This is a genomic window from Methylophaga sp. UBA3613 (assembly GCF_002375415.1).
Classification (GTDB): Bacteria; Pseudomonadota; Gammaproteobacteria; order Nitrosococcales; family Methylophagaceae; genus Methylophaga.
Genome location: NZ_DFLS01000002.1, coordinates 1 through 26663 on the forward strand (window position 1 = coordinate 1; position 26663 = coordinate 26663).

Below are 26663 nucleotides of genomic sequence, written 5' to 3' on the forward strand. Positions count from 1 at the left end.
ACGCTGTATGAACGTACATAGTGCCGTCCATGACCAAAGCATTACCTTCGTGGCCACGTAAAACACCTGTTGAGAAAGACCAAGCCATGTTCAAATCTTTGACGTTGTCTTTAGTGATTTGAGTCAGTTCGCTGTAACGTTGGTTAGCATAGTTACCTGCTGGCATAACCCAGTTATTAGCATTTTTCTGCATATCGATGAGTTCATCAGCAGCGACCAGACCTGGTGCTACTAAACCCATCATTGCGATTGATAATGTTTTCAGCTTCATAAAGTTGTCCTCTATAGTTTTTATCGTTCATGATGTCAGCGTCGCTGTTCTTTCATGAGGTTGTGACTTTATGCCGATTTTGCCTGAGAATCATTAGGAAGCAGTCACTCTGATATCGGGATTTTTTCCCGAACAGGGAAGTTCTTCCCATTATTCCTCAGTTTAGTGCCTGTAGAGGACTGAAAATTTAATGACTTTTTATGACGTTATACTTGATTGCAAGCCGCACTAACTCTACAGATGAATGAAATCCGAGCTTCTGTTTTAGCATCGTTTGATAATTCGCGACAGTTTTCTGACCTAAATTCAACGTTTCCGCAATATATTCCAATGCATGGCCCTCCGCCAGTAACCGGAATACTTCAAATTCTCTTACTGTCAAACGCTGTATCGGGTCTTCTGAACCGGAAACACTTTGCAGCGCAATACGTTGTGCCATTTCTGAACTTAGGTAACTTTTCCCATCCATCACCTGGCGAATTGCTTTAACGATATCCTCAGAGTCACCCGATTTGGCTAAATAAGCTGCAGCTCCAGCACTCATCGACTGAACCGCCAATGTAACGTTTTCATGCATGGAAAACATTATCACTTTTGCTTTGGTATAACGCACCAGAATACGTCTAAGCGCTTCCAAACCACCAATTCCCGGCATGCTCATATCCATAATAAGGATATCAGGATCAAGTTCCGTGTACATTTGATAGGCCTGTTCACCGCTGGTTGCTTCACCAACAATGTGCATATCATCATTACGCTCAAGCATTCTTGCAAGGCCAGACCTAACTACTTCGTGATCATCTGCCAGTAAAACTCGGATCTCGTTCTTCATTCAGCATTACCTTGGGTTGGAAAAGTCGCAGAAAGCGTAAATCCATCACCATGTGCTGACGTAATATGAAAACTTCCTGACAACGCTTCTACTCGTTCTCGCATTCCAGTTAAACCATAACCTTTATTCGAACTATTCGGATGATAACCGTTTCCGTTATCATTTACACTTATATCTATTAAATCGTTATTGCAACTTAAACTGACTTTTACTTCAACATTTTCAGCTCCGGCGTGACGACTAATATTGGTTAAACATTCCTGAACAATACGATATATGGTCAATTGCCGGGTTTCATCAAGCTCATTGAAATTCCCTTCTATACTGAGTTTCGCATGATGCTGTGGATGGCGAATCACCCAATCATTAAATAACTCTGAAATAGCACCATGTATCCCTAAAGCCGTTAATTCCGGTGGCCGTAAACGTTGCAACATCGAACGAACAATAGTTGTCATCCGACGGTGAACGGAATCAATGGCTGCTGCACTGTTTTTTGCTTCATCCAGAGAAGCAGAGTGTTTAATCGTATTTAAATCGAATTGGATAGCAGTCAAATGTTGGCCTATCTCATCATGTAATTCAGCCGATAACCGCTTTCGTTCAGCTTCTTGAATTGTGATTAACTGTTGATTCAACACATCAATTTTTTGATCGGTATCCAGATAACGTTGTTTTAAAAGTTTCAGTTGCTTATTAACGCCTAATAATTGATTTAATCGAAGCAAAGCAAATGGTCTTCGTGACGGTTGTGCCTGTTTATTTTTCTTAGGCAACATTTCTGAAACAGGCAATAGGATTATCGAAGCAATTATTGCAATGAGTACACTTCCAACCAAAAAAGTCAGAATTAATGGCATTAATGACTTCCTGATATAGGTTCTAATATCATCCCATTCGGCACTGAAATTAGGCCGAATAACAATATCCCCGATATGCTGCTTGGCAAACATAATCGGCGTCGTGATGATTTCAGTATGCCCAAGATAATCTTTCAGGCTGTTTTCCAGCCATAAAGGTAAGCCGGTTAGTAAATTACTGGTGAGGGGGTGGTTTGAATCAAGTAATTCGCCATCACTTGCGATTAATTCAATATCGACGTGATGTAATTGTTTGAGATCTTCCAAATGAAAGCGTGAAGTCCATTGTGAGATTGGAATGTTTTCCTGTGATAAGTCCGCTTCCAAACGGGCAAGTTGTGCCTCTATTGCATATTTTGCAACCTCATTGGACACTTCAAGTTCATGGTCAACTCTCAGGCGAAGGTCATCAAGTGTACTTTTGACACCAATACTGCACATTATGACAAATACCATCACAATGATGAGATTCACCTGGAGAATCAGGTTCACAAGCTAAAGTCCATATAATAATGCTTCGTTAAAACCACAGAAAATATTCTGTTGATCATTCAGAGCCATCACTGCTGGAGGCTATGAAAGATCATCAGACCATAAGATTATAGTATGCGGGCAACGAACTGCAGCCTAAAACTCATTATTGATGTGACAGAGAACTCATAACGCATTGTCTGAATTGGTATATTAAGCATCCAGACGCTATTTCATCAACAGCAGATTGGTGAGCAATAAGCCTAATGAATGCGGTCAGTCAGGCTTCCAGCAACCCACTACGAATAGCCAGTCTGGCTAATTCGGCAGAGTTTGAAACATTGAGTTTTTGTTTAATATTGGTGTGGTGAGTTCCCACTGTTTTAGGGCTTAGATTCAAAATATCGGCAATTTCGTTAACAGTCTTACCTTCGGCTAATAGGCGAAAGACCTCGAACTCGCGCTGGCTGAGAACATCCAGAGGATTTTCTGATCCGGTTAACTTTTGCATTGCCAGTTGTTGAGCAATTTCTGGAGCAATACAGGTTCTACCCATAGAAACCATTTCAACAGCTTTTAACATGGCTTCAGGCGCGCTGCGTTTAGGGATAAATCCTAATGCACCGGCCTGCATGGCACGAGTGGTAAATACACTATCTTCATGTACGCTAAGCACCAGAATTTTGGCTGAAGGTTCACGGGCAATAATCCGTTCAATTGCACCGACACCGCCAATGCCCGGCATGGAAATATCCATTACCACCACATTCGGGTGATATTTGGCAAAATCCTGAACCGCCTGTTCCCCGGAACCCGCTTCAGCTACTACGTCAAATTTGTCACCATCTTCAAGTAAACGACGAAAACCTGCGCGAACCAATTCATGATCATCAACCAATAAAACCGTTATTTTATTAAGACTCATGGTGAACGTTTACCCCCAGTGGTATGGTAATAGTCAGGTTGACTCCTGCACCTAACTGACTTTCCAAATCAAAACTTCCTCCCAGACTTTGCGCTCTTTCCCGCATGCCTAGCAAGCCAAAATCGACGTCAGAATGAAAATCATTGACGACCATGCCTTTTCCATCATCGCGAATATTAATCTTTAACTGATCTGAATTTTCGGTTTTATCGCGTATGACTTTCACCATAATATTTTCTGCGTCAGCGTGCCGAACGGCATTAGTCAATGCTTCCTGCACGACACGGAACACCGTCATATTTGTTGCTTCATCAAAGCCATTTAACTGGCCTTCAGTAATTAGATTAAAGGCAATCTCGGGCTGACGCTGTTGCCATTTGCTGATGCTCTCCTGCAAGGTAGCCACCAGCCCTAGATCATCCAACGGACTCGGCCGCAGACGCGTTATCATGTTATGAACCACATCATATATATGACTGGCGGTATCTATAATTGCCTGGGCACTTTGATAAATTTTCCTATCTGTTTCTTCCGAGCGGTTACGAATTAATACCGCATCGGTTTTAATTGCCGTCAAACATTGTCCCAGTTCGTCATGCAGTTCACGGGCTAAATGCCGTCGTTCAGCTTCCTGCACCTGATCCATGTGCTTGGTTAATAGCCGAGTTTCATAAAGTTGGGCACGGGCTTTTTCAGCCTGTTTATGCTCCGTAATATCACGCAATGTACAAATCATACCGGCGACACAACCATCATTTTCGGTTAATGGTACGGTCGATATTAATAGTGAAAGCTGTTCACCATCACGCCGCTTAAGTGTCGTTTCCAGGTTTTCCACTGATTGAAAGCCATTAAAAACAGCAATAATACTGTTTCGATCTTGCTGAAAGGGCATGGAGGCCAATGATTCACCCAATAAATTTGGTACATCAGCAAATAGCCTTTCGGCTGCGGCATTACAAAAAGTGATGTAACCGGCATGATCCAAGGAAAGTATCGCATCACCGGATTGTTTCACCAGCATCGCTAAGCGGCGATTTTCGTTTGTACTTTGTTCCAAAGCATCGCCGACCCGATTAAAGTTTTGGCTAATCTGATCCATTTCTTTCAGCGAAAAACGGGGTAATCGCATGTGCAGATCACCGCGCTCAAACCCAGCCAATGCATCCAACAATCGTTGTAATGGTCTGATTACCCAGCCCACACCCCAATAAATGAAAAAGGCAACCACCACAAAAATAATCATACCCAGCGCCATAATGGCTCGAATATCCTGCCAGCGTTCACTGATTTCCTGCATGGGTGCAGGATAGATAACCATATGGCCGGTACCAAAACGTTTGGAAAGTGGCGTAAGATCTGGGAACAATAACTTTACAAACCAGGCAGGAGGCTGGACTGACAACTCTTTTTCCGGTGTGCCTTCAAAAAGCAGTCCCTGGCGATCAAACAACAAAATATGCAGACTGCGAATTTCACTTAATGCACGCACTAATTCATGCATGTGCTCACTGACACTGGTATTTCGAGTAAGCGTACCGCCCGCCAGCGTGACGGTGATAATGTGTGCTGTTGCATCCATGGTTGAGATAACTTCTGCTTCAACAGAACGTTTAGCGTTGGTTATAAGAATTACGGCACTGCCCAGCATGGATAACAGTAGCAAGATGGCAAAAAATAAATTGGCGCGAAGTTTCAGGCTCATACCACTTTGGTTTCCGTTGTTCCCTTGCCACCAAGATTATCCACCCAGCGAAGACTGATCGTATCTCCGATTTCCCCTCCTTTGAGTTGAAAGGCAAAGTAAGGATTACGTGAAGTTGCCGTACCACATTTCACCGTTAACACTTCTTCCTGGTTACGCCAGCAGCGAATGTCCTGAATGAATTCAGCCGGAATCAGCTCTTCCTGCTCGTTTTTACCCCGCCCTGTATGCATTGGATGGGACAGTAAAATTCTGATTAGCGTATTACCCTCTAGCAATTTGGCCCGTATTCTATCTCTGGAATTTGTTGTCATCAGGCACACCCACCAATATCAATTTCCACATAACGACTGGTTCGGTAAAGCTTACCATCCGCCCTGACCATGGCAATTATCTCCGAATCTTCGGCGACTTTAAGCATTGTTTTAAAGGGAAAGCTGACTACAGAAGTGGGTTCAAGGGCCATTGCCAGAGGAAAAGGGTTTTTCTCCACCAATAATGCCACTCGCTGAATATTTTCAAGACTGCTGCTGATTTCAACCGGAACACTGGCTCCATTCACAGCATAGGTAGGAGGAGAACCAATCGTGAATTGAATGGCTTCTTCATTAACCTCTTCTGCCTCTCCCAGAAACGTTAATATCGCATCTTCCAATGTTTCTGCATTGAAAGCATCCTGAGGCCAATGTGCTAATAGAATTCTTGGAGCCATTAAACCACTAGCCGCTACCAAAGCCAGCGTTGAAGCAGAGATGGATTGCTTTAGTAATTTTCGACGATATTCATCTAAATTATCTTTCATCGAATTTCTTCCATCATTGCGATATCCGTTTCAACCTGTCTCAAACGTGAGCTGATTTTAGCGAGTTCAAATTCATCACCTCGGGCATAGTCTGCTGCAATTCTGAGCTGATCTGCAGCCTGCATCAATTGACCAGAACTATGATAATGCTCAGCCAGCCAGACATGAGATTTACTTTTCTGTCCCATATCACCATAAGCTTTGGCCAATAATCTGTATAAATCCGCAGAAGATTCACCGACATCTAATTGACGTTGCAAAATAGTAATCGCTTTACGCGGTTCATTGGCTCTCAACAAGGCTTGAACTTGCTTGATAGAAAGCGCCCAATCATCCGGATAAACCCGCTGAAAATCATTATAAATTGCCAGTGCAGCATCCATTCTTCCCAACGCAATTTCGATATCCGCCAGCACCAGATGATAGCTTAACTGATTATCATCCAAATCGATTAAGTCATTAATTTCATCACGAGCCTGGGTATAGTTGCTATTTTTCAATAATGCCAGGGCATAACCATATCGAGTGACAGACTGATCTTCTGTTGTATTTTCTTTCAGCTTATCTTCATAGGTTTTGATCAATTCACGCAGATTTGCAGATGTCATAACACGCACTTTTTCACGCATCAGATAAAACTTTTTGGTATCTCTTATCTGGGGCCGTGGTTCAAGATTGGCAGCACGTCCACGGGCATCTGCAATACGGGACACGGTGATTGGGTGAGTTCTGAGAAATTCCGGAATCTGGTCGCCACCGTAGAAGCGACCTGCAATCTGCAACCGCTCAAAAAAACGTGGCATCGCATTTGGGTCAAAGCCTGCATTTACCAGAGTTTGCATGCCCAAATTATCGGCTTCAGCTTCATGTGCCCGACTGTAATCCAGTTGCATTTGCACATTCCCAGCCTGTACCGCCATGATAGCAGCCGAACCTGCACTCGGGTCAGCCACCCCCAATAAAGCCGCAGCAATCATCGCAGCGGTCATCGGAATACTCATGCGTTTAGAACGTTCGAAATTACGCAGAATATGCCGTTGGGTAACGTGCGCTATCTCATGCGCCATGACCGATGCCAGCTCACTTTCTGCTTCGCTTGTCAGCATCAGTCCGGTATGAATGCCAATAAAACCGCCTGGCGCGGCAAAAGCGTTAACAGAATTGTCAGGTACCACAAAAAAAGTGAAAGAACGACCGGGATCATCACTATTGGTCACCAGACGATGTCCAAGTGAGTTGATATAACTATTCACTTCCGGGTCATCAACCAGGGTCACTGATTGCTGCAGGCTCCAGTAAAAAGACTGGCCGACCTGATACTCTTCCACAGGCGAAACCAGAGCACCCGCACTGTCCCCCATTTCTGGCAACGCAATATCCAGGTTTGCCTGGGCAATGCCTTGATTGCTCATCAAAAATATAACTGTAGCGATAAGATATTTCATAACGCCTATAGACCTTGGCTCATTAAGACCGGTTCCGCAAAGACAAAAACGCCGCTTGCGTTTATCATGTGAACGGATATTTTAAAGGAAATCAGTATGTCAGATTTTGATACAGAAATTGATACATCAGGTTTAAACTGTCCACTTCCAGTGCTTAAAGCGCGTAAGATGCTCAATGAAATGTCAGCCTCTCAGCGACTGCGACTCATATGTACCGATACTGGCGCGCTAAAAGATATTCCGGCCTTCTGCAAAATGACTGGTAATCCGCTGCTTAGTAGCGAAGAAGTCGAAGGAAAACTGTATTTCATCATCGAAAAAGGGGCATGACTGCATGGCCAAAAAACTCGCCATAATTGCAAGTAAAGGTACTTTAGATGGTGCATATCCACCATTTTTACTGGCCTCCACAGCAGCGGCGCTAGGGTTTGAAGCCAAAATATTTTTTACCTTTTACGGTTTGCAATTGCTTAAGAAAGATATGTCTCTTAAAGTCTCTCCTTTAGGCAACCCTGCTATGCCCATGCCTGTTCCGGTCCCCAGTATCGTGCAAATTATTCCAGGGCTTGAAGCCTTTGCTACCTGGATGATGCAACGCAAACTGAAAAAGAAAGGTGTTGCCAGTGTTGCTGAATTACGTGAGATTTGTCTGAAGTCAGATGTTGAATTAATTGCCTGCCAGATGACTGTCGATTTGTTTGATTTTAAAAATTCAGATTTTATCGATGGAATCAGTCATGGAGGCGCAGCCACCTTTCTGGAATTTGCCAGCGAAGCCGATATAACTTTATACATCTGAATAACCGTATTCGGTTTGGAATAGGAACAGCTTTATGCAATTTGTCTGGAAGACTTTTTTAAAAGGTTTAGCGACAGCGTTACCCGTCACCCTGACGCTTTATCTTATTTATTGGTTGGCTGTTACTGCAGAGCGTGCATTACGCCCGATAATGATTGCCATTTTACCCTATGATTTTTACTGGCCAGGGCTTGGGTTATTAGCAGCTATAGGGTTGATTTTTGTGATTGGCATTGCCGTTAATGCCTGGCTGGTCAAACGACTGTTTGATATGGGTGAATCCATTCTGGATCGCATTCCGCTGGTGAAATCGATTCATGGTGCATTACGAGATTTCACGCGTTTTTTCTCTCGCGAGAAACAGCAGGAAAGTCTCAGCAATGCTGTTGCTGTCACCATCGGTGGGGTTCAGCTGATTGGCTTTCTGGTGAAGGATAACGTTAGCCATGTTTTAGGCATGGAGGATCAGGAAAATAATCTGGTCGCCATATACCTGCCAATGAGCTATCAAGTTGGTGGCTATACAATTTGCGTTTCACGAGATCAGGTTCGGTCTTTGGAAATGTCGAATGAAGACACTATGCGCTGGATCCTGACCGCAGGACTTTCAGATAGTGAAACAGAAAGCCATCAACCAAAAATCATTGTTGAAAAATAATTTTTCACAAGGCAACTGGCAAAGAATTGTCATTAGTTTCTTAGTTGCGCCATATCCATTATCCAGTGGGATATTTATTCCTTTCCCAACCTCAACTTTCTGAATCTGGTAAACCTAATACAAATCGATAAATTTGTTACAGAAAAAATGAAGGTTCTAAAAGTTGATGGGGAGTATGCGAATGACTATCCCGCTATTATTCATTTCCAGTCAAAAATAATCTATTGATTATTATTGGTGTCCCTGACAGGAGTCGAACCTGTGGCCTTCCCCTTAGGAGGGGGACGCTCTATCCATCTGAGCTACAGGGACATCGGCCGCAATTATATCAGTCAAGCTGATCGGCTTCACTTCGAAACAAACCAATCGGTGGTTGAACGGCAGTTATACAAATAAAAAAGCCGTGATGAAATTAATCATCACGGCTTTCTGAAAGAAATAAAGTTAAGCGACTTTATTTTTTGCTCTTCGACGTAATCCCATGAGTCCAAGTAATGCCGGTGCAAACATGAAAGCGGCGGCAGGGATTGGAACTTCAGAGACTCCGACAACACTATTGTAAGACATGTCCATGTAACGTACTCCAGCTGGGTCGTTATTGTCTCTAAAAGTAATTCCTGCAAAAGCACCCAAGCCTGAGATAGAGTATTTGTTGTACCCTTCCAGCATGCTGATTAGTACTGTGTTGATTAAACTACCACTATTTGAAAATAAATCTGCAGCAACATTGGATCCTGCAACAGAGCTTCCCATCACCCATGAAAAACTGTCGGCATTAAAATCAAACAAAATCGACAATGGGCCCTGAAAACTTGAGGGTGTAAGAAGTGAATTGCCAGAATCACAACCTGTGCAACCTGGATCAAAAGAGACAACTCTTATTGTTCCACTTGGTGTTAGTGATAATGGCCCTGTAGGGGAACCTGAAATTGCTGAGCCAGATGCAGTCTGACCTGTGAAAGTTTGTGAGAAACTTGCCCCATCAACATCAATAAGGGTGGAAGTGGTAGCCCCACTCAAATCAATGTCGACTGTAGCGGCAAAAGCAGATAAAGAAAATAATGAGAAGATTATCGTAGCTATCATCTTATTCATCGGTGAACTCCTTAAAGTATGCAACCCAGCCCTGATACCTTTACTTAAAAGCACAGCTGTAATTTTCCGTCCAAGGCTCACGCCAAGTTTGGCATAATAAATAGCGTGATTAGATCACTCTTTCGAACTTACACTAAATTTTATTAAAAAGTATTGTACTTTAGTACTAATTAATAAATCTTTGATGTTAATTATTAGAGCTAATAATGTAATCCCAGCCCTATCCTTCTCATTTTGGACAGATAAATGTTTAACGCTCTATCCATCTGAGCTACAGGGACATCGGCCGTAATTATAACAGGGCTATTTTAGACCGACGAATTCTGAAACATTCTATCGGTGGTTGAGAGGCTAATAAATTAAAAAAGCCCCACCTCAAGGGCTTTTTTATTTCATTTAAAACTCTAAACAAATTTTACCAAAATGCTGATTCGTTTCTTGGTACTCAAATGCTTTGACAATATCCTTTAAAGCAAAAGTACGATCAATAATTGGTTTTAGCTGATTAGCCTCGATAGCTTTAATCATCTCCTGCTGATGGACTCTGCTACCAACAAGAACGCCCTGAAGCCTAACCTGTTTCACAAAAGTCTTCACAATATTTATATCGCAAGTCTGTCCAGAAAGAATACCAATTAACGAAATTTGGCCAGCGATACGTACAGCGTTTAGAGATTGCTCCAATGTTTCAGCACCACCAATTTCAACGACGTGGTCAACACCTTTTCCATCATTTAGTTCTCTGGCTAAAAAGCCCCAGTTAGGTTCTTTTTTATAATTGATCACATGATCTGCTCCCAGCTCCTTCAACCTAGTGAGTTTTTGATCACTGGATGAAGTGGCAATCACTTTGGCGCCTGCCATTTTGGCAAACTGTAAAGCGAAGATGGATACACCACCAGTCCCTTGAAGAAGAACGGTATCACCTGATTTGAGCTGATTAAAATCGAACAAAGCCCGCCATGCTGTCAAGGCTGCTGTAGTCAACGTCGCAGATTCTGTATGAGACCAACCTGAGGGTGACTTGGTGAAAGCTTCAGCCTTTGCCGTGACATATTCTCTTGCGTAACCATCTACTCCATCGCCAGGAACAGTTGAGAAACCATCAACGACTGGTTCACCGCTTAACCAAGAAGGGAAAAACGTACTCACAACGCTATCACCGACCTTAAATTCGGTCACGTTTGGCCCCACCTCTATTACTTCACCGGCACCATCAGCCATAGGTATTCTTTTCTCTGATGCAGGCCAGAGCCCCTTGACGACCGCATAATCGTGATAATTAAGCGAGTTAGCATGAAGTCTGACCAGAATTTCGCTGTCACCTGGCGAGATTGTTTCTGTTTCTTCTACGCTAACTTTATCAAAGCCACCACCCGCTTCGACGAAAATTGATTTACCTTTCATGTCTGCTCTCTAGTTTGTCTAAACATACAAACTAACATTCAGGTTACAATAGTCAACCAGTTAACTTTTTGTAACCTACAAATAACTATGAGAGAAAACGACCAGACTTGTTATAAACCCTGCCCAGTTGAGAGGGGAATGAGAATTATCGGTAATAAATGGACAGGCTCCATTTTGTGGCACCTGAAAGATCAGCCCATGCGTTTTAATGAAATTGCGAGACAACTTGCCGGGGCCAGTAAAAAAGTCCTGGCAGAGAGGTTGAAGGCAATGGAAGAAAATAAACTGATCACCAGAGATGTGATCTCAAACAAACCTGTCGCGGTCCAATACAAAATTGCGGCTAGAGGATTGAATGCCCTGACAATACTTGAAGAACTAAAAAACTGGACCCTTGAAAATGATCTTTAGCTAATCGGCTTGAGTACACTCTATCCATCTGAGCTAAAGGGTCATTGTCGGCAATTATAATCGTCAGGGTTTCAACTATTAGTATTAGGGATTTAGGTATAGCTTTTGAGATTTCCTAATCTGAATTGAAACGTCATTTGCACTAGCGTTAGAGTGTTTGATCACCTGCTTAACGGGTCGGACAAGCATTTGAGCTGAGAATGAATAAACTTTGCGCTGACGCTACCAATATTCTTCGGTATAGAAACATTACTCACTTAAAAAAGAAGCCAGCTCGTCAACATGCGACTGAGTTTCGTTAATCAGTTGACCAATTTGAACCGCTGCTTCATTCGATTTTTTCGAAAGGTTGCGCACTTCATCCGCCACTACCGCAAATCCTCGTCCAGCTTCACCAGCTCTTGCTGCCTCAATAGCTGCATTAAGCGCTAACAGATTAGTTTGATCGGCTACTGCATTTATTGTCTTTACTGTGGCTTGAATTTTACTTAACACATTCGACATAGAAAGATGAGTTTCAGCCACCAGCTTATTTCGAGAAGAGACATTGCTACCAAACACAATGTACTTAGAAATATTGCCGTTTAAATCTGTTATTGCTGAGATTATGCACTCTAAAATTACTTCACCACCTTGATGAGCCAGTTTAATCATCACCGCGGTGGGTTCACCTTTTTCGATCAATTGTTTGCGAGGCTCGTCCAAATGATCTTTCAAATTTCCCAGTAATGACTGCATTTGCACTTCGTCGACAATGTTTAATTGTTCATAAGTAAACTGATTAGCTGAAATGAACTGCCCACTTTGATTAAACTCCATCACCGCCGAATGACTGCTAATAGCATCTTTTTGGTTGATTTGCTCTAAGACCAGACGTTTAATTTCACGGACATCAGAACTCACGCCAACAAACCCAGTATGTTCCCCCTTTTCATTGAAAATTGGGTTCACTGATAACACAATCCAATAGGGCACACCCTCTTTGGTAAAGTTTAAGATCTCTTCATAAAACGGCTCTCGTGCTTTAAGTTTTTGAGAAATCCGCTTAATTGTGTCTGTATCAGTTTGTTCACGCTGTAATAAAACTCCAGGCTTTTTACCTTTTACTTCTGCAAGTGTTAATCCTGAAAGCTTTTCAAAACCGGGATTAACATATTCGACAAACCCATTTTTATCAGTGATCAATACACTTGTACTTGTGTTACTTACTACTTTGGATAACATTTCGAACTGCTTGTAGTCTGCAAGTTGCGTTTGTTTAGATAATAAGAAAGCTGATAACGGGCCGCTATCAGAATCAAGAGTGGAGTGGGTTACTTGATAATAAAAATCATCATTCTCAGATAAGCGAAGTTTTCGATCTGTAATCTTGATGGCGTTTTGCAGAGCCTTCAACAATTGCGGACTATCGAAAACAGAATACATCTCATCAGCATCAACCGAATCTATATTGGATGTGACTAAATTATTGTGATTATCAAAAACAGCATAAATATTTTCACTAAAAGCTAATAGTTGTTGCCAAGCTTGTTCACCTAAGAGTTTCTCAGGTAAAGGTTCAAAAAGATAAAGTGAGCAAGACTCGAGACCTTTAATTGTCAACGAGAAAATATGCTGGCGTAGATGAAAATCATCAAAAGCAATGGTTTTATTAGCTTTATCATAATGATCAATCAAGGACTTTAAGACACCATTGCGGTCTAAACCGTTAAGTTTACGGCCTATTTCGCTAAATGCCGGATTGGAAGAGATAAGATTACGATCACTATCAACCACAACAGCTGCTGTTTGATGTGTGATAACTAATTGTTCTGCCAACTCTTTTCGATTTACTTTCGAACTAAACCACATAATGGCTCCTACTTAAAGATTAATCGTATCCTATTAACGTTGGTTACACGCAATTAGATCACACAACCAAGTGACAGACACATACATGTATTCAAAAGTTTGTATTTCATTGCGTTCGTTTTCTGAGTTTTTGTTAGCGCAGGAAATTAAGTGTGTTGTTGAACTATGATCAGTCATTCAAGCAGCCTAGCTGGACTTTACGCTAAGCACCTAATAACTTTATAGTTTTACGATGCATAACGGCACCATAGACATGACGCGGAATATTTTTTGGAGGAGGTGGGACGCTCTATCCATCTGAGCTATAGGGAAATTGGCAGCAATTATAACAGGGGCACATCCAGTATAAACCTTAGATTTGGCTTTAACGCTTAGGTTAAAGCTTTATAGCAATATTTCGGTGTCAGCAATATGATAGGTGAATATCCAATAAACTCGAAGCCCGACCACGCCTAAATGCAAGTTCGAACCTAACATATCTACCCTACGCGCAAAGCGTATTCCCGTCAGATTAGGCCTTTGCCTCTCTGAAGCTGACAAGTCGCTGCTTCTCCTCGTCCCACAGGACCAGACGCACAGCAGCGAAGCTCTGCCTAAGGGTAATGCGACCCATTTCACGCAGTTCGGGATAATCACGCAGGACTTCGGGCAGACGATAGAAGGGAATTCGACTGCTGAGGTGATGAATATGGTGAATCCCGATGTTGGCAGTGAACCAGCGCAGAATGCGAGGCAGATCGTAGTGTGAACTACCGTGCAGTGCGGCCTCTTGTAAAGTCCAGTTGGATTCGTGCTCCCAGTAGGTGTGCTCGAATTGGTGCTGAACATAGAAGAGCCAGACGCCTATCGTTGCTGCAATCAGCGTGATTGGCAACTGCACCATGAGGAAGGGGCCGATACCAACCAGCCACATCATCGTGGCAACAATGACCAGAATCGCCACATTGGTGGTCATGGTACTCAGCCATGGCATCCACCCTGCACGCATGAAACCTACTGGCAGTCGATTGTCGAGCAGAAATAGGTACGCTGGGCCGAGAGCGAACAGTACCAAAGGATGACGATAGAATCGGTAACGTTGTCGCTTGTTGCGAGGCAAAGCTCGAAATTCCTCAACCGTTAGGGTATCGATGCCACCAATACGCGGACGATCGAGATTACCGGAATGCGCATGATGGTGCCTGTGGGTGTGACGCCAGAAGTCAAAGGGAGTCAGGTTCAACACGCCGATTATCCGCCCAACCCATTCATTGGCCCCTTTTGAAGAAAAAAAGGCACCGTGGCTGCAGTCATGTTTGATCATGAATAACCTAACAAGAAATCCCGCGGCAGGAATAGTGATCAGAAGACCAAGCCAGTGTCCGGCACTCAGTGTCGCCCAGGATAGCGTCCAGAGAAGAGCAAAAGGGACCAATGTAACCAGCAGTTCAATGATACTGCGGGCGATACGTGGTGTGCGATAGTCTTTCAAGGTCCGCATAATGGTGCGCGGTTCGCTGGAGATGTCGTTATTTTTCATTGTAGATTTCATTTTCAGGTTCCTGTCTCGTCCGGCTTAACATACCGGGTGCTGCGGCCTCGGCGTGGTGCTTGCTTGGACGTTCGAAGCACGAATCAGCATGCTCTTATTCATGGTGAAGTGTCTGTGCGCTTTCGCACACTGACAATGTAATTTGCGCCCACCTTTTTGTTAACCTAAGTTCATTTCTCTTAATATTGGCTATGCTTTGATGCGGAGTTGAGTGATGGCTTCATTGTGAATCTGAATAGTTTCTAACTGTCTGTTTAGAGCAGGAACTGATAAGGTCTTTCGCTAAGTTGAATCATATGAAAGTGGATTTCATTTTCCGTGATGGGCTCTCCTCATATTGGATGAGAGTCAGTTTTATCTATTAACCGTTTTAAAAGGTCAGGCAATGACAGATACACGCAAATATTCATCAATAGTGGTAGACGGTACTGGCAAATCTCCTGCCAGAGCGATGTTACGTGCCGTGGGTTTCAATGATGCGGACTTCAAAAAACCACAGATAGGTATCGCCTCCACCTGGAGCATGGTCACGCCCTGTAATATGCACATTAATCAACTGGCCGATTTAGCCTGCCAGGGAGCGGACGAAGCAGGCGGTAAAGGGGTTATATTCAACACCATTACCATTTCTGATGGCATTGCTAATGGCACTATTGGCATGAAATATTCATTGGTTTCCCGTGAAGTTATTGCTGATTCGATCGAAGCCGTCGCTGGCTGCCAGGGATTTGATGGACTGATCGCAATTGGCGGTTGCGATAAAAACATGCCGGGCTGTCTGATTGGCCTTGCTCGCCTCAATCGACCGGCAGTATTTGTCTATGGTGGTACGATACAACCCGGTGCTGGTCATACCGATATTGTTTCTGTATTTGAGGCAGTTGGGCAACATGCCCGGGGAGATATGACGTCTGCTGAATTGCAGCAAGTTGAAAAAACGGCTATTCCCGGCGCGGGTTCATGTGGCGGTATGTACACGGCCAACACCATGGCTTCAGCAATTGAAGCATTGGGTATGAGTCTGCCAAACAGTTCGGCACAAGAAGCTGTGTCTCTGTCCAAAACAGAGGATTGCCGCCGGGCAGGCGCTGCAGTGATGTATATGCTCGAACACGACATTAAACCCACCGACATCATGACCCGCCAGGCCTTCGAAAATGCCATTACTACACTTATTGCGCTGGGAGGTTCGACAAATGCCGTTTTACATATGTTGGGGATGGCCCATGCGGTGGATGTTGAGCTCACATTAGATGATTTCGCCCGGATCGGCAGTCAAGTCCCGGTACTGGCTGACCTGCGCCCCAGCGGCAAATACATGATGTCCGAACTGATTGCCATCGGGGGAATTCAGCCGTTGATGAAAGAGCTTTTGGATCGTGGCTTGTTACATGGCGATTGCTTGACCGTAACAGGTAAAACCCTGGCGGAAAATCTGGCTGATGTAGCATCCTATCCTGCCGGTCAGGACATCATCCGCCCATTTGACCGGCCCATTAAAAAAGACAGCCATCTGGTCATTCTTAAAGGTAATTTAGCCCCAGAGGGTGCTGTCGCTAAAATCACCGGTAAGGAAGGGTTACGTTTTACCGGTAAAGCCCGGGTGTTTCATTCTGAAGAAGAGGCACAGCAGGATATTTTGAATGGCACCGTGGTGAAAGGTGATGTCATCGTTATCCGTTATGAGGGCCCGAAAGGCGGTCCCGGCATGCGGGAAATGCTTAGCCCTACTTCAGCCGTTATCGGCAAAGGTCTTGGTAATGATGTTGCCTTAATAACCGATGGTCGTTTCTCCGGTGGAAGTCACGGCTTTGTAGTCGGACACATAACTCCTGAAGCTTTTGATGGCGGCCCGATTGCACTGATTGAAAATGGTGATCAAATTACAATTGATGCTGAAACGGCTGAAATCACCCTTCATCTGAGCGACAGCGATATCGAAAAAAGACGTATGGCATGGAAACCAATTCCACCCCGCTATACCCGAGGAGTTTTAGCTAAATATGCCAAAACCGTCTCTTCAGCATCTGAAGGGGCAGTTACCGATAAAAATTTATGAGTCTCGTTATCTTCGAAAACGATAAACCGAAATTTCTAAAACGCTAAAAAAACAAAACCCACTGCACATTTGTGCAGTGGGTTAGAAGGATCCGACTAACTATTTTGCATTAGTCATTTTGGTGCACAGCAAATCTTTGAATAGTCCACGTGACACAATTTTATACTACAGAACGGCGACCAAACACACCTGCAGCAGTTGCCGCTCCAAGACCGAGAAGAGATGCAATAAAAAGCCACAACGCAGCCGCAGCGACCGCATCCTGAATATCTTTAGCCTCGGCAATTATTTGTTCCTGTAATTCAGAAACAGTTTGACGCAAAGTTTCCACAGCTGAGTTATAAAGCTCCTGCACTTCGTTTACTAATTCTTGGGCTTGTGCAGGTGTGATCCCGAGTCGCATTTCCAACGTATTTTGGGCTTGGTTTAGATCTTCTTCATTGAATACGGCATTTTCACCAATCACTAACCGATCCAATAAATTGTTCATTTCTTCCGAGAATGTGTGGGGCTGCGCCACGATATCAGACAGTGTGGCGGTGACCAGCGATCGCGCCCGGTTCATTTCCTGTTGACTAATCACATTTCGAAATGCTTCTCGTGCCTCAGCACGAAGTTGTGAGGGAGTCACGCCAGCTTCCTGCAAAGCTTGCTGAAGCTGAGGTGGCAAATCGGCCATTGAAATTGAACCGGAGATCTCTGACATGTCCGGCAACGAAATATCTTCCGGTGTTATCGCTTTTACGGCACCGGCTGATGTTTCAACTGTTTGTGCCACAAGAGATGATGACGTGCTGATGGCTGATGTCCCAGCATTAAGGCCCATATAAGCGACAGTAAGCGTGGTTAACGCCCAAACCGCCAAGCCGGCCAACGCAGCTGAATTCGTATCAAATGTTGTCATAAAGCGGGCTGCTGCAAACCCACCCACAGCCAGCGAAATTAGTTGGGTCACAACAATATAAATTGCTGCGCCAATCCCCAGCCCATCTCCGATCGCCTCTAGACTAGCGATGCCTAGTGACAGACCGAGGAGAGTAAACATTACCATTAGTCCAAGTGCCACCACCGTGCCAGCAATGATGGCTGTCAAGGTGGAATGGTTGGAGACATAAGGTCCAGTATGAAGAGTAGAGTCTGTCATCGGTCACTCCTTAATTTTTGTAATACATGATTAATTCAAAAGTTATTGGTTACTTTATACCTCATCATATTTATCGATTTTAATGGGCAGAATGGCTATTAAATTAGCCTGGTAGACTGAGTAAAACGACAATAACCTTCGGCTGAAAAACTAAATCTTTGTTACGGAAACCGCTTCAAATACTCGACCTTCAAATAAGTCATTATCGATTTTGCCGTTAACACTCACTCGATCTCCCACGCTTAATTGCAGATATCCTTCATTGTCTAATGGATTAGAGAGCATCTCATCCACTTCTACCGTTAACATCTGTATGCCAGTATCAAGGGTAAATTCCTCGTCTTTTAAGCTGACGTGGGTGATATTACCTTTAATAACTGTATCTCTTAGGATAGGAGACATGACGGTAAAATCGACGTCTTGTTCGTCCATTGCTCCAGCATAAAAATAGGTATTCGCATTTTTGATGTGCACACTCCCCGCTTCGATAACAGAGTCGTTATAAAAATTATCATCCATAAGACCTGATACTCTGACTTCATCCCCTTTTTTCAGCTGGTAACCTTTCCGGTCATCGTCCTCCATTACTACTGTGATATTACCCTCACCATAATCAAGCTCAAATTGGTCGGTAGAAACAGAATCCACTTCTCCGTTGATACTGATCCAACTATTATTTTCTTTTGCGTAGGGATTTTCCGCGACAGCCGAAGCACTTAATAGAGCAAAGACTGCGAGAGTCGTAATGTGGCTATTTTTCATAACATCTCCCCTTGATATTCATTCAAATATTTTTTAAATCAGTGCTTAATTTTTTCATTAGTCTCTTAATCATTTACGCCACAAAAAGGACATATCTCGCTTTCAGCAGACTTTGAAAAATTCTATCGTTTTCAAAATTTACATATACGATGAGATTCTTTTACTCAGCCTCTGAATCTACTGTGATCAATAACAATGAACTAAATTGCAAATTACATATAAAAAAGGGATTGTCATAATGACAATCCCAGTAATGGAAGGGGGGTTATGAAGCGCTTTGAAGTGTGGTTACATAATCGGCTTCGAATACCCGCCCTTCAAATAAGTCGTTATCAATTTGACCGTTCACACTCACTCGGTCACCGACGTCTAGTTGACGATATCCCTCGTCATCTAGAGGATTCAAGACTAGCTCATCAACTTCTACAGTTAATTCCTGAAGACCGGTATCAAGCATAAACTCATCACCACCTACGTCGACACTGGTAATAGTGCCTTTAATAACCGTGTCTTTAACACTAGGTGAAATCACATCATAGCCAAAGTTTTCTTCATTAATCGGACTGGCATAAAAGTACGTATCAATATTTTTGACATATACGCTACCGGCTTCGATCGTTGTCAGCTTGTAGAAGTCATCATCAATGGTGCCTGAAACTCTTACCTCATCACCTTTAACCAGCTTGTAGCCATCAGCATCACGATCGCCATCATCCATTTCTACTGAAATCAGTCCATCACCATAATCAAGCTCAAATTCATCCGCAGATACGGAGGTCACTGTGCCATGAATACTAATCCAGCTATTGTCCGGTTTTGCATATGGATTTTGAGCGAAAGCGGAAGCTGAAAACAAGGTAAACGCAATAAATGTTAGTTTATTTGAAACTTTCATAAGCTAACTCCTTTAAATTAATTTCTGTTTTTCAAGATATAAAATGCTTTAAATATTTAAAGTAATCACACTATTCTTTTCGACAGTATTTAATACTGTGATGGGTAATAGTTTTTAAAATTAAAAATATTAAGAAAAGGCTATAAGGTAATGACGAAGAGGATGGCCATAACATTGTTATGACAATCCAACCTTCGTATTTTTTAATTGTTCAAGAAGCAGTCAATTAAATATTAGTGACGTAATCTGCTTCAAAAACACGACCTTGGAAAAAGTCATAATCAATCTCACCGTTGACCCTGACTCTGTCACCCATTTCTAATTGCTGATAGCCTTCATTATCTAGTGGGTTGGAAAGAAGTTCATCTACCTCAACGGTCAGCATCTGAAGGCCAGTGTCTAAAGTAAATTGTTCATCATCAACGCTTACGCTTGTGATAGTACCTTCTACAAAGGTATCGGTGGTTAGCGGCGATACCACGTCATAACCATAATATTCATCATCAATAGCACTGGCATAGAAATACGTATCAATATTTTTTACGTAAACGCTACTGGCATCTATAGTCGTAGTTTCAAAGAAGCTATCCTCGATAAGTCCTGAAACTCTGACTTCATCACCTCTTAAAAGCTTGTAGCCATCAGCATCTCGGTCACCATCATCCATTTCGACCGTAATCGTTCCATCACCATAATCCAGCTCAAACTCATCCGCCGAAACAGAAGTTACCTCCCCATTAATACTGATCCAACTATTGTCGTCTTTGGCATAAGGGTTTTCTGCGATGACAGGAGTTGCCAATAAAGAAAAAGCTGTGAATGTTAGGAAATTTATATTTTTCATCGAATACCTCCAGGATATACATCAGAAAAACTCAAAAATATAGAAAGTAACGCTGTTAACGGCAATGATAAGCCTAACCATGTTCGCCATTGCAGCGCACTTTTAAGGCGTTATAAATATCGAAATTCCTTTGAAATAAGGGAAAATCGATAAATCGTAATCCTTGGGCTTAATCTTATTTTTCTGAAAGATTGTCTCTTAATTTGAACAAGGTCAGATTTGAATCACTGACCTTCATAGGGAGTTTCGTCCCCTTCACCCATTTCATGTGCAGGGTGCTGCTGATTTTTAATACTATCTTTATTGTGGTTTTCTTTGTCATACGCTTTGCGATCAGGGGTCACCTTTTTATCACCATGACTGACATCATCATAATTTTTGGTGGTTCCATCTTGTTTGTTGCGTTTATCATTATTTTTTTGATTGGTTCCATTCTGATCCCGATTAGTATTGACGACTCGGTCGCCCTTTCTCTCCCATTCAGGATCATTCGGGTTAGTATCATTTTGATTACCTGCTAAAACAGGGGTCGCAGCAAACGCAGTGACAACTGCAGTTGAAAGAAATAGTTTTTTAAACATTTCATTCTCCTTTTATTTATCTAAGTTCGGCTAATAAATTAGCTCAAATTAAAACGTTTTAACGTTTCAATGTACTTCACTGTAGATAACGCAAGTACTATACCAAGCTGATAAAGATTTATTTTTAAAAACTTTTATACTTAAAATTCAATACGTTACTTATATAAGTTTGATGCCTTCCTTTATAAAAACAGACTATCGAAAATGACCTTACTAATCATTTTTGTAATTATTTCAAAAGAAATTAAAAAAAATTCATGCTTTAGCACCAGCCAAAAAACGACAAACGACTTTTATTAATTGACCCTATGCAATATCTCATAAACAAGGAAAATACCGAGATTCTAAGAGCATGATTCACTATTGAATAGTATGAGCGCAGAGTAGGATGCGTAGTGTAATAATCACTTTTTTCACCTAAAGAATTATTAACATGTGGACCCAACCCGACAATTTAGCTATGCGTTGCGGCTTTGAAGTGATGTGTGTGTTTGCACTCACTAATCGCCATCCGCTTTAACATAAAGCCCCCTTTGAATGGGCTTTTGTGTTTACAAGAAAGGCTGATGTACCAGTTTTGTAGAAAGCCTATACTGGTTCTCATAGAATATTAATGTGATCACTGATTTTAATTATGACGAGTACTGGAGCGATAACATGTCATCCATTCCACAATGCCGCATTGAAAGAGCTGGTTCTGAAAGCGAACCTTTTTTTATCATTCATCAGAATATTGATGGTGAGCGGCAGACGTTAGATAAGCAGTTTGCTAGTCATCAGCAGGCATTGGACTATATTCTGGCTCAAGGCTGGCAGGTTGAGCGTGAGAGATCTGAAGATTCGATGATTATTGCTTCCAGGTTCTTAAAACCTTGATTGCCATAGATAACTCAGGCAAGGCTTTATCCTCATTACGTTAGCTAATATCAGACTCGATTTACCGCAGCAGTTTTTAACATATCGATCATGGCCGTTGATGCACCAATATGTTGAGCAATCTGAATGTCTACATTCGGAAAGTCAGCACGAACTGCATCTACATCATGAGGAATGTCTTCGGTTACATGACGTCCGGAATTTAGAAAATAAGGTAAGACGGTTATCTGGCTGGCGCCATCACGCACGCAGTTTTCAATCCCATCCGCTATCAAGGTATCGGCAAGTTCCAGAAATGCGGCTTGCACGATATCGTAATGTTCGGCACATTCCGTTTTTAGTTTTTCAGCCAGCGCAATAACTTCATCATTTGAACGCTGGCGTCGACTGCCATGGGCAATAAGTAATAATGCTTTCATCAACATATAGTCCGTTTTTGAATGTGAATTATGCGTGAAAAGTTTAAACGGTCTCGCCAGAATTAATTATCTTTGAAATTAATTGAGCGTCATTCAAAACACTATCCAGTCGTTGTTGAGGAGCATCAAAAAGCATTTAAGAACGCTCGAAACGTAAATAGAATGGACAGCTACGAACTCTGTCAGCATAATGCGGAAATAAGAAACGATTGTATTTAAACAAAATAACAGACACGGATTCAAGGATATGACTTCTGTTAATAAAACTGCCAAAGCAGGGATGTGACGGAAGGGCAAGCTTGATGAGGAAAGTGTCTTGGCAAACCAATATGGTCGTCCTGGCAATTTAAAACCTTATGAATCAGCAAGGAGACTGAGCATTCTTAAGAAGACCAAAGAGGTATTGATCATTGATGATCAATCAACCGGCAGAACTATTTTAGAAAAGATAGTCCAGCAAATTGGTGAAAATATTCACGTCACGGCGTTAAGTAACTCTACTGAGGCACTTGAATGGCTGAGTCAACATGAGGCCGATTTAATTGTAACGGATTATCGTATGCCGGAAATTGATGGCATCGAATTTATTCGTCGTGTGCGCCAGATGCCTGCTTTGCAAAGCGTTCCCATCATGATGATTACCGTCGTCAGCGAAAAAGCCGTGCGTTATGACGCACTGGATGCCGGGGCTACTGCCTTCCTAACCCGCCCCATTGATCAAATTGAATGTCGTACCAGTTGTCGTAATCTTTTACAGATGCACGAGCAACACCTGATCATTGAAGACCGTGCCAATTGGTTGGCACGCCAGGTAGAAATTGCCACTGAACAGATTATTCTGCGTGAAAAAGAGACCATTATTCGTCTGGCCAAGGCGGGTGAATACCGTGATGAAGGGACGGGAAATCACGTTATTCGTATGGCGAAATACTCCCGTTTTATTGCTGAAGCATTAGGCGTTTTCGATGAACAGCAATGCGAAGATCTTGAATATGCCGCTCCCATGCATGACATCGGTAAAATCGGGATTCCTGATAATATTCTGCTAAAGCCTGGCAAGCTGGATCCGGAAGAATGGGAAGTTATGAAAACGCACACCACTATCGGTCATGAAATACTTTCTGATAGTCAATCGAAATACATGCATATTGGTGCAATCATCGCATTGCACCATCACGAACGTTATGACGGAAAAGGCTATCCTTCTCAGTTAAAAGGCGAAGAAATTCCACTTATTGCCAGAGTCGTTTCTGTCGCCGATATCTATGATGCATTGGTTTCGGAACGGCCCTATAAAAAAGCCTGGTCAAACGAAGATGCCTGTCGTTACATTGAGCAAAGTGCGGGTACACAACTCGACCCAAGATGTGTTCAGGCGTTTTTTGATCGGATAGAGGCAATCCAGCAAATTCAAGCCGAGTATGCTGATTAAATCTCCAGCAATGAATGATCGTTATGCACAGCCACAGGAAAGAAATCTGCTTGGGCGATTTTTAGATAAAATACCCAAAACGGGTGACAGCGAACCGGAACAAGCGATCAAAATCCGACTCACTCTGGGTATCGCTTTATTAATTTATTTTTGTTTGCCATGGGGCGCTGATAGAACCTTCTCAGAAAATATTGTCAGCCTGCCAAGTCTGATTACGTTGGCCTATTACTTACTGGCAGTCGTCATTGCAGTGGCTTTGATTCTCAACCCGAGGCCATCCCCCATCAGAAGGGTCTGTGGTATTTTGCTGGATTTGACTGCGCTATCAATTGTTATGTTGATCGCGGGTGAGCAGAGTGTCTTTTTGTTCGTTTTATATCTCTGGGTGATTTTGGGTAATGGTTTCCGTTATGGCGTGAATTACCTATACATCTCCCTCATAGTGGGCATCATCGGTTTTTCCTTTGCCATTATCAATGGTGAATACTGGCAGCACTCTCAGCATGAACCATTTGGTTACAGTCTGATGTTTTTGTTACTTATCATTCCGCTTTATTCAGCTTTTCTGATCAAAAAACTGCATGTTGCAATTGCTTTGTCAAAGCAGGCAAATGAAGCAAAAAGTCGATTTCTGGCCAATATGTCTCACGAATTACGTACGCCACTTAACGGTGTAATTGGTATTGCAGATCTGATGGCGGAGACCCAGCTGGATAAACAACAACATGATTTTGTTAAAATCATGAAAACGTCAGCACATACGCTGCTCAGCCTGATTGAAAATGTTTTGGATATCTCCAAAATCGAAGCTGGTAAGATTTTAATCAGCGATAAAAGTTTTGATTTACACCAACTGTTAAACAGTGTGATTGGCATGCAAAAGCCAATGGCAATCAGTAAAGGCTTACACATTAATTGCTATATTGACCCCGCTCTGCCCTTTTCGATAAATGGTGATTTACAACATCTACGCCAAGTTTTAATCAATCTTATCGGTAATAGTATTAAATTTACTGATCAGGGTGCCGTTAAACTTTCAGCTCAACCAATCACTCGCAAATCAAATCAAAATTTGTGGATTCGCTTTGAAGTAAGTGATACCGGGATAGGGATTCCACAGGAAGCTCTGCAACGAATCTTTGATGACTTTACGCAGATCTCACCTGATACATTAAATAAAGGCGGAACCGGTTTAGGCACTACTATCGCCAAAGAGCTGGTTGAGTTGATGGGAGGTGAAATTGGGGTAACCAGCGAAGTGGGTGAAGGCACCCTGTTCTGGTTTGAAATGCCCTTCACTGCCAATGAGCCAAATGAATTAACTTTATCTGAGAGCCCTATGCTGATTTTAAGCACCGATTCACTGCATGACCTTATTAAACCTGTTATCAATGACTGGTCAGTGAATTACCAACATGTCGACACCACCGCTAAAGCATTTTCAGTATTGATTCGAGCAGCAGAGAATCAATCGCCTTATCAAACCGTGATGATTGATCAGGATTGTATGCATGACATCGATCCGATTCAATTTGCCAATATGATCCATGGTGAACCTTTACTCGCCAATACCGCGCTGATCCTGTTGAATCCATCAGACTTCAGTAAACAGGATCCAAGACTGCGTCATCACTTTATTTCGATTGTGCATGATGTTAAGGAAAAACCTGTTCTATTTAATGCCATCCACGCAGCACAGAGCAATCATGCCATTCAGGATGAAAAAGTCATTACCCTGGCTCAACATTATGCAGCTCAATCCTATGCTAAATCTTTAAATATTCTTATCGCCGAAGATAACCTGGTCAATCAGCAGGTGTTGGAGGGGATACTTCGCCATGCAGGACATCAGGTAATTCTGGCCAGTAGTGGCGAACAGGCGCTGGATGTTCTAAGTCAACAAATTGACAGTATTGAAATGCTGATTCTGGATATGAATATGCCAGATTACAGCGGAACCGAAGTTATCCGCGCCATGCGCTATATGGATACTGGACATGATATCCCTATTATCATTCTGACAGCTGATGCAACACCTCAGGCTAAACAACGTTGTCTGGAAGCCGGAGCAAATGAGTTTCTGACCAAACCAATAGATTCCCGTTCATTGCTGGAATCCATTGCCCGTCTGGCTCTGGAGCATCAAATCAATGTAAAACCCGGCAAAGTTAACGGTCGATCGACCGTTTCATCAGAACAATGGTGTGACCATCAGGTTTTGCTCGAACTTTCTGAGCTAGGGGGCGGTGAAGCCTTTTTACAGCTTCTGCTAAATGGTTATAAAGAAGACGGTACCAAACACCTGCAATTGATTCTTCAATCAGCACATGATGATTATCTGACCTATCGTGAAAGCCTGCATGCTTTGAAAGGTTCATCTTCTGAATTAGGTGCGAATAAAGTTGCTGAGCTTTGTCGTCAGGGAGAATCATTTAAACCTTTCGATATTGGCTCATCTGAATTACTTCGCCTGACCGAAAAACTGGAGCATGCTTTTACACAAACGCTAACCGAATTAGAAGTTGCCCTTAAGCTTCAAGGGCAATCACAAAAAGCGGATCATTAAGACCTGTTTATTTTTCATCACT

The 26663-nt window shown here is 42.6% G+C and carries 24 protein-coding genes, 1 tRNA gene, 2 pseudogenes and 1 riboswitch; of the genes and pseudogenes, 8 read left to right on the forward strand and 19 right to left on the reverse strand.

Going from position 1 to position 26663, the window contains the following annotated elements:
* The 8 genes and pseudogenes from B3S93_RS00430 to B3S93_RS00465 all read right to left on the reverse strand — a co-directional run.
* Positions 1–271: pseudogene (locus tag B3S93_RS00430) on the reverse strand (PQQ-dependent dehydrogenase, methanol/ethanol family); the annotation flags it as partial.
* A 187-nt stretch (positions 272–458) separates the two neighbouring features.
* On the reverse strand, positions 459–1103 hold the full coding sequence (locus B3S93_RS00435; RefSeq protein ID WP_292356340.1) for a response regulator: 645 nt from the start codon (positions 1101–1103) through the stop codon (positions 459–461).
* A complete protein-coding gene (locus tag B3S93_RS00440) occupies positions 1100–2455 on the reverse strand; it encodes a sensor histidine kinase (protein ID WP_292401109.1) in 1356 nt (451 codons plus the stop codon). Before B3S93_RS00440 ends, B3S93_RS00435 begins: the two co-directional genes overlap by 4 nt.
* A 259-nt stretch (positions 2456–2714) precedes the next feature.
* Positions 2715–3359, reverse strand: coding sequence for a response regulator (locus tag B3S93_RS00445; protein ID WP_292356344.1), 645 nt, complete (start codon positions 3357–3359; stop codon positions 2715–2717).
* A complete protein-coding gene (locus B3S93_RS00450; protein ID WP_292401112.1) occupies positions 3349–5064 on the reverse strand; it encodes a histidine kinase in 1716 nt (571 codons plus the stop codon). Before B3S93_RS00450 ends, B3S93_RS00445 begins: the two co-directional genes overlap by 11 nt.
* On the reverse strand, positions 5061–5378 hold the full coding sequence (gene soxZ / locus B3S93_RS00455; protein WP_292356348.1) for a thiosulfate oxidation carrier complex protein SoxZ: 318 nt from the start codon (positions 5376–5378) through the stop codon (positions 5061–5063). The genes B3S93_RS00450 and soxZ overlap by 4 nt, the downstream gene beginning before the upstream one ends.
* Entirely contained in the window at positions 5378–5866 is a 489-nt protein-coding gene (locus B3S93_RS00460; protein ID WP_292401115.1) for a thiosulfate oxidation carrier protein SoxY, read from the reverse strand. The genes soxZ and B3S93_RS00460 overlap by 1 nt, the downstream gene beginning before the upstream one ends.
* The gene (locus tag B3S93_RS00465; protein WP_292356352.1) at positions 5863–7311 is read right to left on the reverse strand and encodes a M48 family metalloprotease; all 1449 of its coding nucleotides are present in this window, start codon (positions 7309–7311) and stop codon (positions 5863–5865) included. Before B3S93_RS00465 ends, B3S93_RS00460 begins: the two co-directional genes overlap by 4 nt.
* A gap of 96 nt (positions 7312–7407) precedes the next feature.
* Here B3S93_RS00465 and B3S93_RS00470 point away from each other — a divergent pair, with 96 nt between their 5' ends.
* The 3 genes from B3S93_RS00470 to B3S93_RS00480 are packed head-to-tail and all read left to right on the forward strand — an operon-like array spanning position 7408 to position 8768.
* Positions 7408–7641, forward strand: coding sequence for a sulfurtransferase TusA family protein (locus B3S93_RS00470; protein ID WP_292401117.1), 234 nt, complete (start codon positions 7408–7410; stop codon positions 7639–7641).
* A gap of 4 nt (positions 7642–7645) precedes the next feature.
* Positions 7646–8110 (forward strand): sulfur carrier protein DsrE2, encoded by a 465-nt coding sequence (dsrE2, locus tag B3S93_RS00475; RefSeq protein WP_292401120.1) that lies wholly within the window; start codon positions 7646–7648, stop codon positions 8108–8110.
* 34 nt (positions 8111–8144) lie between these two features.
* The gene (locus B3S93_RS00480) at positions 8145–8768 is read left to right on the forward strand and encodes a DUF502 domain-containing protein (protein WP_292356356.1); all 624 of its coding nucleotides are present in this window, start codon (positions 8145–8147) and stop codon (positions 8766–8768) included.
* A 235-nt stretch (positions 8769–9003) separates the two neighbouring features.
* Here B3S93_RS00480 and B3S93_RS00485 read toward each other — a convergent pair.
* The 3 genes from B3S93_RS00485 to B3S93_RS00495 form a co-directional block, all read right to left on the reverse strand.
* A tRNA-Arg gene (locus tag B3S93_RS00485) sits at positions 9004–9080 on the reverse strand.
* A gap of 132 nt (positions 9081–9212) precedes the next feature.
* Positions 9213–9863 (reverse strand): hypothetical protein, encoded by a 651-nt coding sequence (locus B3S93_RS00490; protein ID WP_292401123.1) that lies wholly within the window; start codon positions 9861–9863, stop codon positions 9213–9215.
* Between the two features lie 16 nt (positions 9864–9879).
* Positions 9880–9966: riboswitch (cyclic di-GMP riboswitch) on the reverse strand.
* A 293-nt stretch (positions 9967–10259) separates the two neighbouring features.
* Complete coding sequence (locus tag B3S93_RS00495; protein ID WP_292401126.1) at positions 10260–11270, reverse strand: zinc-dependent alcohol dehydrogenase family protein; 1011 nt, start codon at positions 11268–11270, stop codon at positions 10260–10262.
* 138 nt (positions 11271–11408) lie between these two features.
* Between B3S93_RS00495 and B3S93_RS00500 the strand changes: the two genes are divergently transcribed.
* Positions 11409–11681: a winged helix-turn-helix transcriptional regulator gene (locus B3S93_RS00500; RefSeq protein ID WP_292401434.1), complete on the forward strand. Its 273-nt coding sequence runs from the start codon at positions 11409–11411 to the stop codon at positions 11679–11681.
* Positions 11682–12002: 321 nt separating this feature from the next.
* On the opposite strand, the pseudogene B3S93_RS00505 reads toward B3S93_RS00500, so the two are convergent.
* Positions 12003–13532: pseudogene (locus B3S93_RS00505) on the reverse strand (methyl-accepting chemotaxis protein); the annotation flags it as partial.
* A gap of 511 nt (positions 13533–14043) precedes the next feature.
* Complete coding sequence (locus B3S93_RS00510; RefSeq protein ID WP_292356365.1) at positions 14044–15063, reverse strand: fatty acid desaturase; 1020 nt, start codon at positions 15061–15063, stop codon at positions 14044–14046.
* 385 nt (positions 15064–15448) lie between these two features.
* Here B3S93_RS00510 and ilvD point away from each other — a divergent pair, with 385 nt between their 5' ends.
* Positions 15449–17122, forward strand: coding sequence for a dihydroxy-acid dehydratase (ilvD, locus tag B3S93_RS00515; protein WP_292401132.1), 1674 nt, complete (start codon positions 15449–15451; stop codon positions 17120–17122).
* A gap of 160 nt (positions 17123–17282) precedes the next feature.
* Here ilvD and B3S93_RS00520 read toward each other — a convergent pair whose 3' ends face one another.
* The 5 genes from B3S93_RS00520 to B3S93_RS00540 form a co-directional block, all read right to left on the reverse strand.
* Complete coding sequence (locus B3S93_RS00520; RefSeq protein ID WP_292401135.1) at positions 17283–18266, reverse strand: hypothetical protein; 984 nt, start codon at positions 18264–18266, stop codon at positions 17283–17285.
* Positions 18267–18416: 150 nt separating this feature from the next.
* The gene (locus B3S93_RS00525; RefSeq protein WP_292356370.1) at positions 18417–19028 is read right to left on the reverse strand and encodes a hypothetical protein; all 612 of its coding nucleotides are present in this window, start codon (positions 19026–19028) and stop codon (positions 18417–18419) included.
* A gap of 265 nt (positions 19029–19293) precedes the next feature.
* Positions 19294–19923 carry a hypothetical protein gene (locus tag B3S93_RS00530; RefSeq protein ID WP_292401137.1) on the reverse strand — a complete coding sequence of 210 codons (630 nt, stop codon included), beginning with the start codon at positions 19921–19923 and terminating at the stop codon, positions 19294–19296.
* Between the two features lie 226 nt (positions 19924–20149).
* Positions 20150–20767, reverse strand: coding sequence for a DUF5666 domain-containing protein (locus tag B3S93_RS00535; protein WP_292401139.1), 618 nt, complete (start codon positions 20765–20767; stop codon positions 20150–20152).
* Positions 20768–20991: 224 nt separating this feature from the next.
* Entirely contained in the window at positions 20992–21348 is a 357-nt protein-coding gene (locus B3S93_RS00540) for a hypothetical protein (protein ID WP_292356376.1), read from the reverse strand.
* 657 nt (positions 21349–22005) lie between these two features.
* On the opposite strand from B3S93_RS00540, the gene B3S93_RS00545 reads away from it, so the two are divergent.
* Positions 22006–22224, forward strand: a complete 219-nt coding sequence (locus B3S93_RS00545; RefSeq protein ID WP_292356377.1) for a hypothetical protein — start codon at positions 22006–22008, stop codon at positions 22222–22224.
* A gap of 50 nt (positions 22225–22274) precedes the next feature.
* Here B3S93_RS00545 and B3S93_RS00550 read toward each other — a convergent pair whose 3' ends face one another.
* Positions 22275–22643 (reverse strand): sirohydrochlorin chelatase, encoded by a 369-nt coding sequence (locus B3S93_RS00550; RefSeq protein WP_292356379.1) that lies wholly within the window; start codon positions 22641–22643, stop codon positions 22275–22277.
* 316 nt (positions 22644–22959) lie between these two features.
* Between B3S93_RS00550 and B3S93_RS00555 the strand changes: the two genes are divergently transcribed.
* The gene (locus B3S93_RS00555) at positions 22960–24075 is read left to right on the forward strand and encodes an HD domain-containing phosphohydrolase (protein WP_292356381.1); all 1116 of its coding nucleotides are present in this window, start codon (positions 22960–22962) and stop codon (positions 24073–24075) included.
* The gene (locus tag B3S93_RS00560) at positions 24065–26641 is read left to right on the forward strand and encodes an ATP-binding protein (protein WP_292401143.1); all 2577 of its coding nucleotides are present in this window, start codon (positions 24065–24067) and stop codon (positions 26639–26641) included. The genes B3S93_RS00555 and B3S93_RS00560 overlap by 11 nt, the downstream gene beginning before the upstream one ends.
* Positions 26642–26663 lie beyond the last annotated feature (22 nt).